This window comes from Streptomyces sp. NPDC002787, assembly GCF_053592095.1.
Window position 1 is genome coordinate 144,525 of record NZ_JBSFVC010000021.1, and the last position, 14,173, is coordinate 158,697.

The window sequence follows — 14,173 nt, forward strand, 5'->3', positions numbered from 1 at the left end:
CCCGGGGCGCCAGGTATCGGACCACATACTCAGTCGCCCCGTCCGACGTACTCAGGCCGCCACCACGGCTCCCCGCTCCCCCGCCTCCCGGTGGATCGGTGTGCCCGAACCGGTCAGCGGTACGCCCGTGCCGCCGCGCCGGATCGCGACGATCTCCGCCGCGATGGACAGGGCGGTCTCCTCCGACGTCCGGGCGCCGAGGTCGAGGCCGATCGGTGACCTCAGCCGGGCCAGCTCCCTGTCGGTGAGGCCGACTTCGCGCAGCCGCCGGTCACGGTCGGCGTGGGTGCGGCGGGAGCCCATCGCCCCGACGAACGCGACCGGCATCCGCAGAGCCGTCTTCAGCAGGGGCACGTCGAACTTGGCGTCGTGGGTGAGCACGCACAGGACCGTACGGCTGTCCGTCTCCGTGCGCCGGAGGTAACGGTGCGGCCAGTCGACCACGATGTCGTCCGCCTCGGGGAAACGGACCCGGGTGGCGAAGATCGGGCGGGCGTCACACACCGTGACGTGGTAGCCGAGGAACTTGCCCGCGCGCACCAGCGCCGCCGCGAAGTCGATCGCCCCGAACACGATCATGCGGGGCGGCGGCACCCTGGTCTCGACGAGCAGCGTGAGACCGCCGGAGCAGTGCGAACCGTCCGCCGAGAGCTCGATCGTGCCGGTGCGGCCGCTGTCCAGCATGGCCCGCGCCTCGGCGGCGACCGTCCGGTCGAGGTCGGGATGGCCTCCGAGACCGCCTTCGTGACCGAGGCCGCCCTCGATTCCGAGCCCGCCTTCGCCTCCGAGACCGCCCTCCCGTCCGGTGCCGCCTTCGAACCGGTCGGTGCCGGCCGCCCCGTTCGGCCCGGCACCACCCTGCTCGTACGGTCCGTCGGGGCGTACGAGCAGGGCGTGCCCGAGGAGTTCGGCCGGGCCACGGACGACGCGGGCGACGGCCGTCGGCTCGCCCTCGGCGGCGGCCGAGAGCGCGGCGCGCAGTACCGCTCGGGCGGGTGACCGGGCGGTGACGGGGGTGACCAGGATGTCGATCACCCCGCCGCAGGTCAGGCCGACGGCGAAGGCGTCCTCGTCGCTGTAGCCGAAGCGCTGGAGGACGGTTTCGCCGTCCGCGAGGGCCTGCACGCACAGCTCGTACACCGCGCCCTCGACGCATCCGCCGGAGACGGAGCCGATGGCCGTGCCCTCGCCGTCGACGGCGAGGGCCGCGCCGGGACCGCGCGGGGCGCTGCCGCTGACCGCGACGACGGTGGCGACGGCGAAGTCGCGGCCCTCCTCGGCCCACGCGGTCAGCTCGGTGGCCAGGTCAAGCATCCCGGCCCACCGTCAGGACGCGGTCGGGCCGGATCGGCAGATGGCGGTGGCGGACGCCGGTGGCGTGCCAGACCGCGTTGGCGACGGCGGCCGCCGCGCCCACGACGCCGATCTCGCCGATGCCCTTGATACCGACGGGGTCCTCGGGGTCCTGGTCGTCCACCCAGTCGGCCTCGACGGCGGGGACGTCGGCGTGCGCGGCGACGTGGTAGCCGGCGAGGTCGGCGCCGTAGTGGCCGCCGGAGCTCCGGTCGCGTACCGCCTCCTCGTGCAGGGCCATGGAGATGCCCCAGGTCATGCCGCCGATGAACTGGCCGCGCGCGGTGAGGGGGTTGACGATCGTCCCCGCCGCGAAGATGCCGAGCATGCGGCGCACGCGTACCTCACCGGTGGCGGGGTCCACGGCGACCTCGGCGAACTGGGCGCCGTAGGAGTGGCGTTCCTTCTGGGCGAGGGCGCCGATGGCGGCGGTGGTGTCCGAGCGGACGGTGATGCCCTCGGGCGGGATGCCGCCGCCGAGGGCGAGCCGTTCCCGCAGTTCGGCCGCCGCGAGGTTGACCGCCCACGCCCAGGAGCGGGTGCCCATCGAACCGCCGGCGATCATGGCGGGGCCGAAGTCGCTGTCCCCGATCCCCACCCGGACCCGGTCCGGTACGACCTCCAGCGCGTCGGCGGCGACCAGGGTGAGCGCGGTGCGGGCGCCGGTGCCGATGTCCGCCGCGTTGATCCGCACGGTGAAGGCGCCGTCGGCCTCGGCCGTCACCGTCGCCGTGGACGGTCCGGCTCCCGCGCCGAAGGAGGCCCCCGCCGTGCCCGTGCCGAGCAGCCAGCGGCCGTCGCGGCGCACACCGGGGCGCGGGTCGCGGTCGGCCCAGCCGAACCTGCGGGCGCCCTCGCGGAAGCAGGCGTGCAGATTGCGGCCGGCGAACGGCAGCCCGGAGACGGGACCGCGCTCGGGTTCGTTGCGGGCGCGCAGCTCGATCGGGTCGATGCCCAGCTTCTCGGCGAGTTCGTCGATCGCCGACTCCAGGGCGAACGACCCGGGCGCCTCTCCCGGAGCACGCATCCACGTCGGCGTCGGCACGTCGAGCCGTACGACCTTGCTGGCGGTGTGGTGGGCGTCGGCGGCGTACATCACGCGGGCCGGGCCGGCGCTCGGCTCGATGAACTCGTGGACGGTCGAGGTGAGGCTCTGGGAGCGGTGCTCCAGGGCGCGCAGCCGTCCGTCGGGGTCGGCGCCGAGCCTGACCCGCTGGGTGGTGGGGCTGCGGTAGCCGGCCAGGGAGAACATCTGGCGGCGGGTCATGACGACGCGGACCGGTCGCTGCAGGACGGTCGCGGCCATGACGGCGGCGACCTGGTGGGCGCGCACCCCCTTGCTGCCGAAGCCGCCGCCGACGTGCTCGGAGCGCACCCGCACCGAGGCCGGGTCGAGGGAGAACAGGTTGGCGAGCTCGCCCGCGACCCACATGGTGCCCTGGTTGGAGTCGAACACGTCGAGCCGTCCCCCGTCCCAGCGGACCGTCACGGCGTGCGGCTCCATCGGGTTGTGGTGTTCCTCGGGGGTGGTGTACTCGGCGTCCACCACGACGGCGGACGCGGCGAGTTCGGCCTCCAGGTCGCCCTTCTCGATCACCGCCGGTCCGAAGGTGTCCAGCGGGTAGGCGTCCGGATGCTCGGCGGCGAACGCGACCTCGTGCGGCTCCTGTTCGTAGTGCACGACCAGTGCCTCGGCGGCCTCCCTGGCCTGTTCGGAGGTCTCGGCGACGACCAGCGCGACCGGCCAGCCCAGGTGCGGCACCCGGTCGTGCTGGAAGACGGCGGCCGTCGGGTCCGGTTTCATCCCCATGAGACCCGCGTAGTCGGTGTCGACGCGCGGGGCGTTCTCGTGGGTCAGGACGGTGAGCACACCCGGCATCCCGAGCGCGTCGGCGGTCTCGATCGCGCGGATCCGGCCACGCGCCACGGTCGACAGCGCCAGCCAGCCGTGGACGAGTCCGGTGAACGGGATCTCCCCCGCGTAGCGGGCCGCTCCGGTGACCTTGTCGCGGCCCTCGACCCGGGTGTGCGCGGCGCCGACGGCGCCCTTGTGTGCCGTGGGGGCGGTGGTCATCGGGCGGCCTCCTGGTTGAGTTCGGACAGGACGGCCACCACGAGGTTGCGCATCAGCGTCACCTTGTATCCGTTGTGCGGCAGGGGTTGCGCGGCCGCCAGTTCGGCGTCGGCGGCGGCCGCGAAGGTCTCGGCGTCGGCCGGGGCCCCGGTGAGCGCCCGCTCCGCCGCGTGGGCCCGCCACGGCCGGGAGGCGACCGCCCCGAAGGCCAGCCGCACCTCGCGTACGACGCCGTCGTGGACGTCGAGGGCGGCGGCGATGGAGCCGATGGCGAAGGCGTACGAGGCGCGCTCGCGGACCTTGCGGTAGCGGGAGTGGGCGGCGACCGGGGCGGGCGGCAGGGTCACGCCGGTGATCAGCGCGCCCGGCGGCAGGGCGGTCTCGAGGTGCGGGGTGTCGCCCACCGGAAGGTAGAAATCGGCGAGCGGCGACTCGCCCGGCCCGTCCGCCGTCTCGTACGTCACGACGGCGTCGAAGGCCGCCAGCGCCACGCCCATGTCGGAGGGGTGGGTGGCCACGCAGTGCCCGGAGGCACCCAGGATGGCGTGGTTGTGGTGCTCGCCCTCGATCGCGGGGCAGCCGCTGCCGGGGAGGCGCTTGTTGCAGGGCTTGGTGACGTCGGCGAAGTAGCCGCAGCGGGTGCGCTGGAGGAGGTTGCCGCCGACGGTGGCCATGTTGCGCAGTTGCCCGGAGGCACCGGCCAGCACCGCCTGTGCGAGCGCCGGGTAGCGGCGGCGGACCTCGGGATGGGCGGCGAGGTCGCTGTTGGTGACGGTCGCGCCGACGCGCAGTCCGCCGCCCTCCACCGACTCGATCCGGTCGAGGGGGAGTTCGCGGACGTCGACGAGGCGGGCGGGCCGCTCGACGCCGGTCTTCATCAGGTCGACGAGGTTGGTGCCGCCGCCGAGGAAGCGGGCCTCGGGGTCGGCATCGAGCAGGGCGACCGCGCCGGAGACGTCATGGGCGCGCTGGTAGTCGAACTCCCTCACGCCACGGCCTCCTCGTCCTTCGCGGTGCTGTCGGCGGCGGCGCGGGCGACCGCCTGGACGATCGACACATAGGCGCCGCAGCGGCACAGGTTGCCGCTCATCCGCTCCCTGATCTCCTCGGCGCTGAGCGGCGGTGGCTCCGCCTCGGGGCGGACGTCGTCGGTGACGGCGCTGGGCCAGCCCGCCGCGTGCTCCTCGATGACCGCGATGGCCGAACAGATCTGGCCCGGGGTGCAGTAGCCGCACTGGTAGCCGTCGAGATCCAGGAACGCCTGCTGCACCGGGTGCAGTTCGTCCCCGTCGGCGACACCTTCGATGGTGGTGATCTCACGTCCCTCGGCCGCGACCGCCAACTGCAGACAGGAGAGGCCCCGGCGCCCGTCGACGAGGACGGTGCAGGCACCGCACTGCCCTTGGTCGCAGCCCTTCTTGGTGCCGGTCATGTCGAGTCGCTCGCGCAGCGCGTCGAGCAGGGTGGTGCGGTGGTCGACGGAGAGCGTGTGCTTCTCGCCGTTGATGTTCAGGGTGATGGCGCTGTACGTCGAGGAGGTGGCTGGGGACATGGTCAGCCTTCTTTCGCGTATCAGGGGCACGTCGGAAAGGCAGGTGCTCCGGCAGGCGGTCGAATCGGAAAAACGAGGCAGCGGGGGTGGGCACCGGTCATGCCGACGCTACGATGGGCCAACCGGACAGCTGTCCTCTCCGGGAAAACGTAGGGGACAGCTGTCCGGTTAACAAGTCCGGGTTTCGGCCACGGGCCCGCGAGGAGGACGCGTGCGGCAGAAGAAGGGCGCCCCTCTGCGCTCGGACGCGCAGCGCAACCGCGAGCGCATCCTGGCCGTCGCGCTGAGCGAGTTGACGCGCCGCGCGGACACACCGTTGAGCCGGATCGCCAGGAAGGCATGCGTCGGACAGGGCACGTTCTACCGCCATTTCCCGAGCCGCGAGGCGCTCGTCCTGGAGCTCTACCGGCACGAGATGCGGCAGGTCGCCGACAGCGCCGCCGAGTTGCTCGCGACACACGATCCCGACCGGGCGCTCCGCGAGTGGATGGACCGCCTGGCCCGGTTCGCCATGGCCAAAGCGGGCCTGGCGGACGCGATCCGTCAGGCCACCCGCGGTCCCGGCAGCCCGGACCGGCCGAGCCACGGCCCGGTGAGCGACGCCGCCGAACTACTGCTCCGCGCGGGCGAGAAGGCCGGAACCCTCCGCCCCGGCGTCACGGCCGAGGACTTCTTCCTCGCCATCGCCGGCCTCTGGCAGATCGACCCCCGGCAGGACTGGCAGCCCCGCGCCACCCGCCTCCTCGACCTCGTCATGGACGGCCTGCGCGCGAACACCCGGGACACGGGAAAGTGAACAGGCAACGGGGCTGACCGCACCTCGGCTGGGCGACGGTGCCCCTCAGCCGGGGCCCGGCCCGACCCCGCCCTTCAGTCGCTCCAGGTCGGAAGGGCGGACCTGGATGGCCAGGACGGCGATCAGCGCGGCGATGACGGTGAAGATCGCCGCCATCACGAAGGCGGCCGAGACGCCGGCGGTCAGGACCTCGTCGCTCCAGGGCGGCGGCAGCTGCCCGGTCTGTTCGAACCGCAGACGCTCGGCCGGGGTCGCCCGGGACAGGAAGTCGGGGATCTGCTTCTCCGCCTCGTTGGTGCTGGCCGTGCCGAACATCGTGACGAGGATGGAGAGACCGAGTGAACCGCCGACCTGCTGGGTGGCGTTGAGGAGACCGGAGGCGGCCCCGGTCTCCTCGGTGGAGACGTCGGAGAGCGCCATCAGGGTCAGCGAGACGAACTCCATGCCCATGCCGAGGCTGAAGACGAGCATCGGCCCGAGGACGCTGCCGGCGTAGGTGGAGTGGACGTCGGTCAGGGTCAGCCAGCCCAGCCCGGCCGCCGCGAGGATCGCGCCCACCACCATGAACGGCTTGGGCCCGTACACGGGCAGGAACCTGGACGCCAACCCGGCGCCGATCGCGATGACCGCGCTGACCGGCAGGAACGCGAACCCGGTGGCGAGAGGGCTGAAGTCCAGCACGTTCTGGGTGAAGAGCGTCAGGAAGAAGAACATCCCGAAGATCGCGGCGGCCAGACACAGCATGATGCCGTACGTGCCCGCGCGGTTACGGTCGGCGAACATGTGGAGCGGGGTGATCGGCTGCCGGGAACGCTTCTCCACCAGCACGAACAGCGCGAGGAGGACGACGGCCACCGCGAACGAGGCCAGCGTCAGCCCGTCCCGCCACCCTTCCTGCGCGGCCCGGATGAACCCGTAGACCAGGCACACCATGCCGGCGGTGGAGGTCAGCGCGCCGGTGACGTCGAAGCGTCCCGGGTGCCGTTCGGACTCTCTGATCCAGCGGGGCGTGGCCAGCACGATCAGCAGCCCGATCGGCACGTTGACGAACAGCACCCACCGCCAGTTCAGCCACTCCACCAGAATGCCGCCCGCGAGCAGCCCGATCGCGCCACCGCCCGCCGACACCGCCGCGAACACCCCGAACGCCCGGTTGCGCTCCGGCCCTTCACGGAACGTCGTGCTGATCAGAGCGAGGGACGTCGGGGATGCGATGGCACCGCCGACACCCTGCAGGGCGCGAGCGGCGAGGAGTTGGCCGGAGTTCTGGGCGAAACCGCCGAGGAGCGAGGCCAGCACGAAGAGCAGCACCCCGAAGACGAACACCCGCCGCCGCCCCAGAATGTCCCCGGCCCGCCCGCCCAGCAGCAACAGACCGCCGAAGGTCAGCGTGTAGGCGTTCACCACCCACGCCAGACTCGTCGTCGAGAAGTCCAGCGACCGCTGGATGTCCGGCAACGCGATGTTCACGATGGTGATGTCCAGCACCACCATCAGCTGACACGAGGCGATCACGAACAACGCCATCGCGCTGCCACCACCCGACTCCGGGGTGGTGGTCCGCGCGGGGGAAGTGGGCTGCGGGCTGCTGCTCATGGCGTGTCGCTCGGCAGAGTTCGGTGAACGGTTCCGTCCACCGCTGCGTTCACTGTTCGACCGTACGCCGGTGCCGCGACCGTCACCACTTGGGCACCTCGGTGGTGTCAGGTGTGTGTCCGCGCACCAGATCGAAAAAGGGGTGCGGGACCGGCGCGGGCGCCGTTACGATCACCGCGATGACTACTCACTCCATTGGCAGAATGGGGGTCCCGTCCGCGCAAGGTGAGTGCTGATGCTCACTCATATCGCGAACGGGGATTCCCGGCTTTCCTTCTGGTCGCGCGTGCGCGAGTTCGCCGTGCCACCCTCCATGATCGAGACCGCGACCGCCCGCCGTGCTGTCGGCGACTGGGCCGGGGCGTGTGCCGCCGCGGGTATCGACATCGACTTCGATCCACGGTCCGTGGCGCACCGTCACGGCCAGGAGCTCGCGGCTCAAGTCCGGGCCGACCTACGGCATCTGGCTCCGGACCTGCTGCGCTGGCACATGCCGAGGATCGCTCCCGACGGGCTGCTGCGGCCGGGTCTGACCATCACCCTGGCCCGTTACGACGTGGCCGGACGCGGGGGTCGGCATCCCGTGCACCTCGTGGCCCGAACTCCCCCGGCCTGGGCGGATGCCGGGCAGCGGATCGGCCTCGCGTGGTGGGACGGGTCCCGCTCCGAGGCCGGGGCCCGTGGTCATCCGCACCCCCGGCCCAGCCGTCGCTACCGTCTCGATCTGCACCGGCATCTGTGGGACGCGCGTCGAGCCGGTGAGCTGCGGGTTCGCGCCGGCGACCTGCGGGTTCGTGCCGGAGCGGATCGGGTGGCCGACGACGGATCGCCGCCGCCGGGTGCGGACGCGGCCGGCCCGGATGTGAGGGGGGCGGCCGGGATCGAGAGCGTGGCGACCGAACGTGCCTGGGCCGTCGAGCGGTGGGCCGAGGAGGCGGCGATCGTGTTGCGCGCCGAGGGGCGGTCCACCGGTGCCGTCCTCGTGCGGTGCGGCGCCCGACGTCGGCTGATGCTGGACGTGGGGCCGATGCCCGGAACGGGTGCGGACGCCGACAGCGGCACCGAGGCCGACGCCGACAGCCGTAACGGCACCGGCACCATGCCGCCCGCGTTGCGGATCACCGCCGTGTCCGGTGACGACGGCGCCCTCACCTCGGTGCCGGTGCTGCCCGACGCCGCGACCTGGGTGCTGCCCGACCTGGAGCTGGTCCGGGCCGGTGCGATCGACGTCGAGCGGCTGCATCCGCTGGTCGCGTCGGCGCTGGTACCGGGGCATGTCCGGTCGGGTCCGGTCGAGCCCCCGGACCGGGCGGGGCAACCGCGGATCGTGGAGTGCCGGGGAGACCGGCACCGGATCGGCCTGGTCGACGGCGTCCTGGTCCCGCTGGACCACGAGCCGGCCGAGATCCGGCGGGAGGAACTGCTCGTCGAACTGACCGGTACGCCCCTCCCCTGTCTGCAGGCCATCGACGAGGCCCACCGCCGCCCGGACTGCCTGTCCGGCGTGCGCGAACGCCTGGACCACGGGGACATCGCCGGTGCGCTGGCCGTCGTCGAAGGGCTGCTCGGCCCCGAGGCGGTACTGCGCGACGGCGCCCTGCGGGACGAGCTGGAGTCGGCCGCGGAGCGGCGGATCGCCTACGGCCTGTACCGGGCGGGTCTCGCCGATCCCGGCCGCGGCCGGGTGCGCTCCAACGTCGGCCGCCGCCCCACGCGTCAGCGCCGCCCCCGCGTCGCGACCTTCTACTGACCAAGGGGCCTCGGTCCCCCACACCCGCTCACCGCACCTCGTCACGGGGACCGGCATCCCCGCACACCCTCAGCCCTCTACACACCACAGGTGATCAAACATGCCCTCTCGCACCCCGTTCGCCCCGCCCACCACCTTCTCCGCTGCCGAGACCGACACGGACCACTCCTCCCAACTCGACGTGGCAGGCGACCTGTTGAACCTGCTGCGCACCACCACGACCGAACCGCGCCCCGACACCCAGCTGGAGGCGCTGACCCTGGCCGTCGCCGCGGACCTGCCCGTCCTGCTGTGGGGTGAGCCGGGGATCGGCAAGACCGCGGCGCTGACGCAGCTCGCGGCCGCCCTGGACCTTCCGCTGACCACGGTGATCGCCAGCGTCCACGAGCCGTCCGACTTCTCCGGGCTGCCGATCGTGGGAGACGACCCGGCGGAGCAGGGCGTGCCGATGGCGCCGCCGGACTGGGCGGTGCGGCTGGTCCGGGCCGGGCGGGGGCTGCTGTTCCTGGACGAGCTGTCGACGGCGCCGCCGGCCGTGCAGGCAGCGTTGCTGCGGCTGGTACTGGAGCGGAGGATCGGCGCGCTGCAACTGCCGCCCGGCGTACGCATCGTGGCCGCCGCCAACCCGCGCTCCTCGGCGGCCGACGGCTGGGAGCTGAGCCCGCCGCTGGCCAACCGGTTCGTGCACCTGCAGTGGACGCACGACCACGAGGTCGTCGTACGGGGTCTCGGCGGGACCTGGCCCCGGGCCACCCTGCCGCGGCTCGCGCCCGAACGGCTGTCGGAGGCCGTGGACTTCGCCCGTCGCGCGGTGTGCGCGCTCCTGGCCGCGCGCCCCAAGCTCGTGCATCAGCTGCCCAGCAGCGAGAGCCGTCGGGGCGGGCCGTGGCCGTCGCCCCGGAGCTGGGAGATGACCTTGCGTCTGATCGCCTTCGCGACCGCCTCCGGTGTGTCCCGCGAGGTGCTCTCCCTGCTGGTCAGGGGCACGGTGGGGGAGGGACCGGGGCTGGAGCTGCTGGCCGGTCTGGACCGGCTGGACCTCCCGGACCCCGAGGTGCTGCTCGCCGACCCGGCGGCGGCCGAACTGCCCCAGCGGGGGGATCTGCGGCAGGCCGTGCTGGACGGTGTGGTGGCGGCGGTCCGGGCGCGCCCCGAGAAGTCCCGCTGGGACGCGGCGTGGGCCTTGCTGGTCCGGGCGCTGGAGACGGGCGCCCCGGACCTGGTGGTCGTCCCCGCGACCACCCTCGCCTCACTGCGCCGCGAGGACTGGGACGTGCCGGAGGCGATCGAGAACCTCGCCGGAGTGGTGACCCTGTCCCGGCGGGCGGACCAGGCGGCGGCCCGGGCCAAGACGGCGACGCGGGCCCGCCGATGAAGACCGACATCGGCCACGGCGTCAGCAGCGGCACGGGCATCGACACCGACACCGACACCGACACCGACACCGACACCGACACCGGCCCCGACCCCGACAGCCGCAGCACCAGCACCAGCACCAGCACCAGCACCAGCACCAGCACCACGACACCGCAGGGCCTCGACCGCGACAAGCTCTTCGCCGCCCGGCTCCAGGCGGCGCGGGCCCGGCCCTATCTGGCGACGGCGTTGTTCGCGCTGCACATCGTCGAGTCCCGGCAGGTGCCCACCATGGGCGTGGACCGGCACTGGCGGTGTTACGTCTCCCCACGGTTCGTGGACCGTACGCCGGTGGAGGAGCTGGCCGGCGTATGGGTGCACGAGGTGTCGCATCTGCTGCGCGACCATCACGGGCGCAGCGACCGGTTCGCCAAGGAGCAGGGCCTGACCGGGCCCGGGGAGCGGCTGCGGATGAACATCGCCGCGGACTGCGAGATCAACGACGACGTGTTCGGCGACGGGTTGGTCAAGCCCGAGGGCGTGGTCGATCCGGCGTTCCTGAGGCTGCCCGCGGGTCAGTTGATGGAGGACTATCTGCGCCAGTTCCAACTCGGTTCCCATATGCGGGAGTTCGGGTGGCTGGACTGCGGCAGCGGCGCCGACGGTCTGGACCGGGAGTGGGAGCTGGGCCCGGAGGGGGCGCACGGTCTGAGCGAGCAGGAACGGGACATGGTCCGGTTCCGGGTGGCGCAGGGCATCACCGGCCGTCCGGGGTCCGCGCCCGAGGGCTGGCAGCGATGGGCGGAGGAGGCCTTCCATCCGCCGCAGCCGTGGCGGGATCTGCTGGGCGCGGCGGTCCGGTCGGCGGCCTCCGCACCCGGCGCGGGCGAGGACTACTCCTACGGCCGGCCGTCGCGTCGCTCGGCCGGCGTGCCGGGCACGGTGCTGCCGAGCCTGCGGCGCAGACCGCCGCACGTTTCCGTGATCATCGACACCTCCGGGTCGGTCAGCGACGCCGAACTGGGCAGCGCACTCCTGGAGGTCGCCGCGATCTCCCGCGCGGTGGGCGGTCGGCGCGACCTCGTCACCGTCGTGCCGTGTGACGCGGCCGCCCGTATCGCCCACCCGCTGTGCCGGGCCGAGGGCATCCCCCTGATGGGCGGCGGCGGAACGGACCTGCGCACCGGCTTCGCCAGGGCGCTCCGCAGCCGCCCCGGTCCCGACGTCATCGTGGTCCTCACCGACGGACAGACCCCCTGGCCCAGTTCACGGCCTCCGTGCCGGACGGTGGTCGGCCTGTTCCCCCGGGGGCACTCGGGCAGCCGCTGGGACGAGGACGACCCCGACTACGTACCGGACTCGCCGCCCGACTGGGCGCGTGTGGTCGAGATCGGGTAGGTGCACCCGCGCCCTCCCTCCTCAACGCCGTCGCCGAACGCGACGTACCCGTCGTCCAGGGCCTGGCCGTGGTCTTCGGCGTCCTGACCGTCATCCTCAACCTGGACGCCGATGTCGTCGCCAGATGGCTGGCGCCCCGGGCGGGGGTGGCGGCGTGACGACGGGCATGGACAGCAGCGCGGTGGGCACCGACGCCGCCCCCGTACCCGGCGGCGGTGCACGGGCCGCTTCGCGCTCGGCGTCGCGGTCATCACCGTACCCCTCGTCCCGCCCCGCTGGGCCCGGTGTTCGCGGACGAACCGGGGACGCGGTCCGCGTCCCTCACGCTCGGCGACGGGCACTGGCTCGGCACGGACTTCGTGGGCCGGGACGTCTGGCAGCGGGTGCCGCACGGCGGCCGACCGGTCGTGCTGACCGCGCTCGGCGCCGGAGCGCCGGCGTATCTCGTCGCCCTGCCGGTCGGCCTGATCGCCGCGCTGAGGCACCGGCGATGGCTGGAGGAGCTGCTGATGCGCCCCCTGGACGTCCTGATAGCCGTCCCGTCGCTGCTCCTATCCTGCTGGTGGCCTCGGTGTTCACCCCCGGGGCCGGCGGCCTCGCCCTGCTCGTGGCGCTGGTCAACGTGCCCGACGCGGCCCGCCTCGTGCGCGCCGCCCCGACGGAGGCCGCCGCGCGCCCCGTCGTCGAGGCGCTTCGCCTCCGACGACCTCTGCGAGACGGCCACCGCCCTGGCCCGCTCCGCCGCGGCCGAACCGCTCGCGCACCACCCCTCGGCCCCTGAACCTCAGGCCGCGGGATCCGGCCAGGACATGTCGTCCTCCATCAGCTCCAGATCCGGCGGTACGAGCGTCGTGGACTCCACCAGGCCCTTGAGCAGGTTGTGCAACAGACCGTTGTCCGAGGGTCGACCCTCGGACTTGTCGTGCATCACCGGGTACTTGAAGCCGGTCCTGTGCAGGCGCCTGCGTACCGCCTCGACCCGGTACTCGACCTTGCGCTCGGTCCAGTGCGCGTCCGGGCGCAGATAGGTGAGCTGCCTGGCGGCCATGGTGTACGTGAGGGGGCGCGGGTCCTCCTCGTACAGCAGATAGCGCTGGCCGAGGACGACGAGGAGCAGCCGCTCGTCGTCGTCGAGGGCCCAGATCTCCGGCCGTACGGTCTCGGCACGCCGGCGCGACACGGGGCCCTGGTCGTCGTGGCCCGCCACGTACAGCTCGACGAGGTGTTCGCGGTAGCCGGAGCCCTTCACGAACAGGGGCGTGTAGCCGGGTGCGAGGGGGATCGGCTCGGTGCTGAGGTGCATCATCCGGCCGCGAGGCAGCCGGACGAGCTGCTGTCCGGTGTTGCGCAGCCACCACTGCCCCTGCCGGTACGTCAACTCGCCGTGGCGTCGGCTCACCCTCAGGTCGTCGACGCCCACCCCCAGGTCCACCTCCGGTTTCTCACCGCGCCCGAAGCGGACCGTGAGGCCCTGCCGGGGCGGGGCGCTGAGGTCGCCGGTGACCGTGCGGGCGTGCAACGTACCGGGCGTGGCGGGCGCGACACCGCGCGCGAGGCTGGTGGAGAGGGGCATCGCTGTTCTCCTCGGTCGTGGTGGATTCTCGGCACGCGGTACGGATGCTGCCACCAGGGTCCGCCTCCGCTTCGGGACCCCTCCCGGTCCGGGCCCGTATAAAGGGATGTGCCCCGCGCACGGGGACCAACGGCGTCCGCGGGCGCATGAGTTGAGGGGTCGACCTATGAGCACGGGCAGGGGCCGGTTCGGCGTCACGGTGGCGGCGGCCCTGGCGGTGGTGGTCACCGGCTGCGGCGGGGGCGGCGGTCAGGACGACGGCTCCGGGGAGGGGACGGAGCCGTCGTCCGCGACCCGCACGCCGTCGGGCACGAGGACGGGCACGAGCACGGGCCCGGGCCCGGACGACGACGCGGGCTCGCCGCCGTCGGAGGCGGGGCGGCCGACCTCGCCCACGGCCTCTGCCACCGGCACCAGCACGGGCACCGGCACCGGCACCGGCACCGGCACCGGCACCGACGCCTGCTTCGACGGGCGCTGCGAACTCACCGTGTCCAGGCCCCTGTCCATCGAGGTCGACAGCCGGTTCGGCGTCGGCGATCTCCGCGTCACGAAGGTCACCGACGACACCGTGGTGCTCCAGTCCTCGGGCGCCGGCACGTTCCTCAGCTCCTCGCTCGGCGAAGGCGGCACCGGCGGCCTGAACGGCCTCGGCTTCCGCGTAAAGTCCCTCGAAGGTGGCACGGCGGTGCTGGAGTTCTTCCCCCGTGCCTGAGTGCCTGAGT

General features: G+C 73.2%; 11 protein-coding genes and 2 pseudogenes. 7 read left to right on the forward strand and 6 right to left on the reverse strand.

From position 1 onward, the window contains the following. Positions 1-51: 51 nt before the first annotated feature. The 4 genes from ACWD26_RS28090 to ACWD26_RS28105 are packed head-to-tail and all read right to left on the reverse strand — an operon-like array spanning position 52 to position 4,979. Positions 52-1,314, reverse strand: a complete 1,263-nt coding sequence (locus tag ACWD26_RS28090; protein WP_451274730.1) for an XdhC family protein — start codon at positions 1,312-1,314, stop codon at positions 52-54. Further along, entirely contained in the window at positions 1,307-3,427 is a 2,121-nt protein-coding gene (locus ACWD26_RS28095; protein WP_451274731.1) for a xanthine dehydrogenase family protein molybdopterin-binding subunit, read from the reverse strand. The genes ACWD26_RS28090 and ACWD26_RS28095 overlap by 8 nt, the downstream gene beginning before the upstream one ends. Next, a complete protein-coding gene (locus tag ACWD26_RS28100) occupies positions 3,424-4,416 on the reverse strand; it encodes an FAD binding domain-containing protein (protein ID WP_451274732.1) in 993 nt (330 codons plus the stop codon). The genes ACWD26_RS28095 and ACWD26_RS28100 overlap by 4 nt, the downstream gene beginning before the upstream one ends. Continuing rightward, complete coding sequence (locus ACWD26_RS28105; protein WP_451274733.1) at positions 4,413-4,979, reverse strand: (2Fe-2S)-binding protein; 567 nt, start codon at positions 4,977-4,979, stop codon at positions 4,413-4,415. The genes ACWD26_RS28100 and ACWD26_RS28105 overlap by 4 nt, the downstream gene beginning before the upstream one ends. 211 nt (positions 4,980-5,190) lie before the next feature. Between ACWD26_RS28105 and ACWD26_RS28110 the strand changes: the two genes are divergently transcribed. Next, entirely contained in the window at positions 5,191-5,775 is a 585-nt protein-coding gene (locus ACWD26_RS28110) for a TetR/AcrR family transcriptional regulator (protein WP_451274734.1), read from the forward strand. A 45-nt stretch (positions 5,776-5,820) separates the two neighbouring features. On the opposite strand, the gene ACWD26_RS28115 is transcribed toward ACWD26_RS28110, so the two are convergent. After that, positions 5,821-7,371 (reverse strand): MFS transporter, encoded by a 1,551-nt coding sequence (locus ACWD26_RS28115; RefSeq protein WP_451274735.1) that lies wholly within the window; start codon positions 7,369-7,371, stop codon positions 5,821-5,823. Between the two features lie 235 nt (positions 7,372-7,606). On the opposite strand from ACWD26_RS28115, the gene ACWD26_RS28120 reads away from it, so the two are divergent. From ACWD26_RS28120 to ACWD26_RS28140, 5 genes and pseudogenes are all read left to right on the forward strand, one after another. After that, positions 7,607-9,121, forward strand: coding sequence for a hypothetical protein (locus ACWD26_RS28120; RefSeq protein ID WP_451274736.1), 1,515 nt, complete (start codon positions 7,607-7,609; stop codon positions 9,119-9,121). Positions 9,122-9,221: 100 nt separating this feature from the next. Then, positions 9,222-10,496 (forward strand): AAA family ATPase, encoded by a 1,275-nt coding sequence (locus tag ACWD26_RS28125; RefSeq protein WP_451274737.1) that lies wholly within the window; start codon positions 9,222-9,224, stop codon positions 10,494-10,496. Continuing rightward, complete coding sequence (locus ACWD26_RS28130) at positions 10,493-11,875, forward strand: vWA domain-containing protein (RefSeq protein ID WP_451274738.1); 1,383 nt, start codon at positions 10,493-10,495, stop codon at positions 11,873-11,875. Before ACWD26_RS28125 ends, ACWD26_RS28130 begins: the two co-directional genes overlap by 4 nt. Before the next feature lie 17 nt (positions 11,876-11,892). Further along, positions 11,893-12,033: pseudogene (locus tag ACWD26_RS28135) on the forward strand (ABC transporter permease); the annotation flags it as partial. A 91-nt stretch (positions 12,034-12,124) separates the two neighbouring features. Further along, a pseudogene (locus ACWD26_RS28140) lies at positions 12,125-12,578 on the forward strand (ABC transporter permease subunit); the annotation flags it as partial. Between the two features lie 81 nt (positions 12,579-12,659). On the opposite strand, the gene ACWD26_RS28145 reads toward ACWD26_RS28140, so the two are convergent. Next, entirely contained in the window at positions 12,660-13,448 is a 789-nt protein-coding gene (locus ACWD26_RS28145) for an FHA domain-containing protein (RefSeq protein ID WP_451274739.1), read from the reverse strand. Between the two features lie 166 nt (positions 13,449-13,614). Here ACWD26_RS28145 and ACWD26_RS28150 point away from each other — a divergent pair, with 166 nt between their 5' ends. Then, positions 13,615-14,163: a hypothetical protein gene (locus ACWD26_RS28150; protein WP_451274740.1), complete on the forward strand. Its 549-nt coding sequence runs from the start codon at positions 13,615-13,617 to the stop codon at positions 14,161-14,163. Positions 14,164-14,173: the final 10 nt, after the last annotated feature.

Excerpts from the sequence above, each read along its gene's own strand:
- ACWD26_RS28145 (WP_451274739.1), bottom strand. The coding sequence starts at position 13,448 with ATGCCCCTCTCCACCAGCCTCGCGCGCGGTGTCGCGCCCGCCACGCCC.
- ACWD26_RS28150 (WP_451274740.1), top strand. The coding sequence starts at position 13,615 with ATGAGCACGGGCAGGGGCCGGTTCGGCGTCACGGTGGCGGCGGCCCTG.
- ACWD26_RS28090 (WP_451274730.1), bottom strand. The coding sequence starts at position 1,314 with ATGCTTGACCTGGCCACCGAGCTGACCGCGTGGGCCGAGGAGGGCCGC.
- ACWD26_RS28105 (WP_451274733.1), bottom strand. The coding sequence starts at position 4,979 with ATGTCCCCAGCCACCTCCTCGACGTACAGCGCCATCACCCTGAACATC.
- ACWD26_RS28095 (WP_451274731.1), bottom strand. The coding sequence starts at position 3,427 with ATGACCACCGCCCCCACGGCACACAAGGGCGCCGTCGGCGCCGCGCAC.
- ACWD26_RS28115 (WP_451274735.1), bottom strand. The coding sequence starts at position 7,371 with ATGAGCAGCAGCCCGCAGCCCACTTCCCCCGCGCGGACCACCACCCCG.
- ACWD26_RS28120 (WP_451274736.1), top strand. The coding sequence starts at position 7,607 with ATGCTCACTCATATCGCGAACGGGGATTCCCGGCTTTCCTTCTGGTCG.
- ACWD26_RS28130 (WP_451274738.1), top strand. The coding sequence starts at position 10,493 with ATGAAGACCGACATCGGCCACGGCGTCAGCAGCGGCACGGGCATCGAC.
- ACWD26_RS28125 (WP_451274737.1), top strand. The coding sequence starts at position 9,222 with ATGCCCTCTCGCACCCCGTTCGCCCCGCCCACCACCTTCTCCGCTGCC.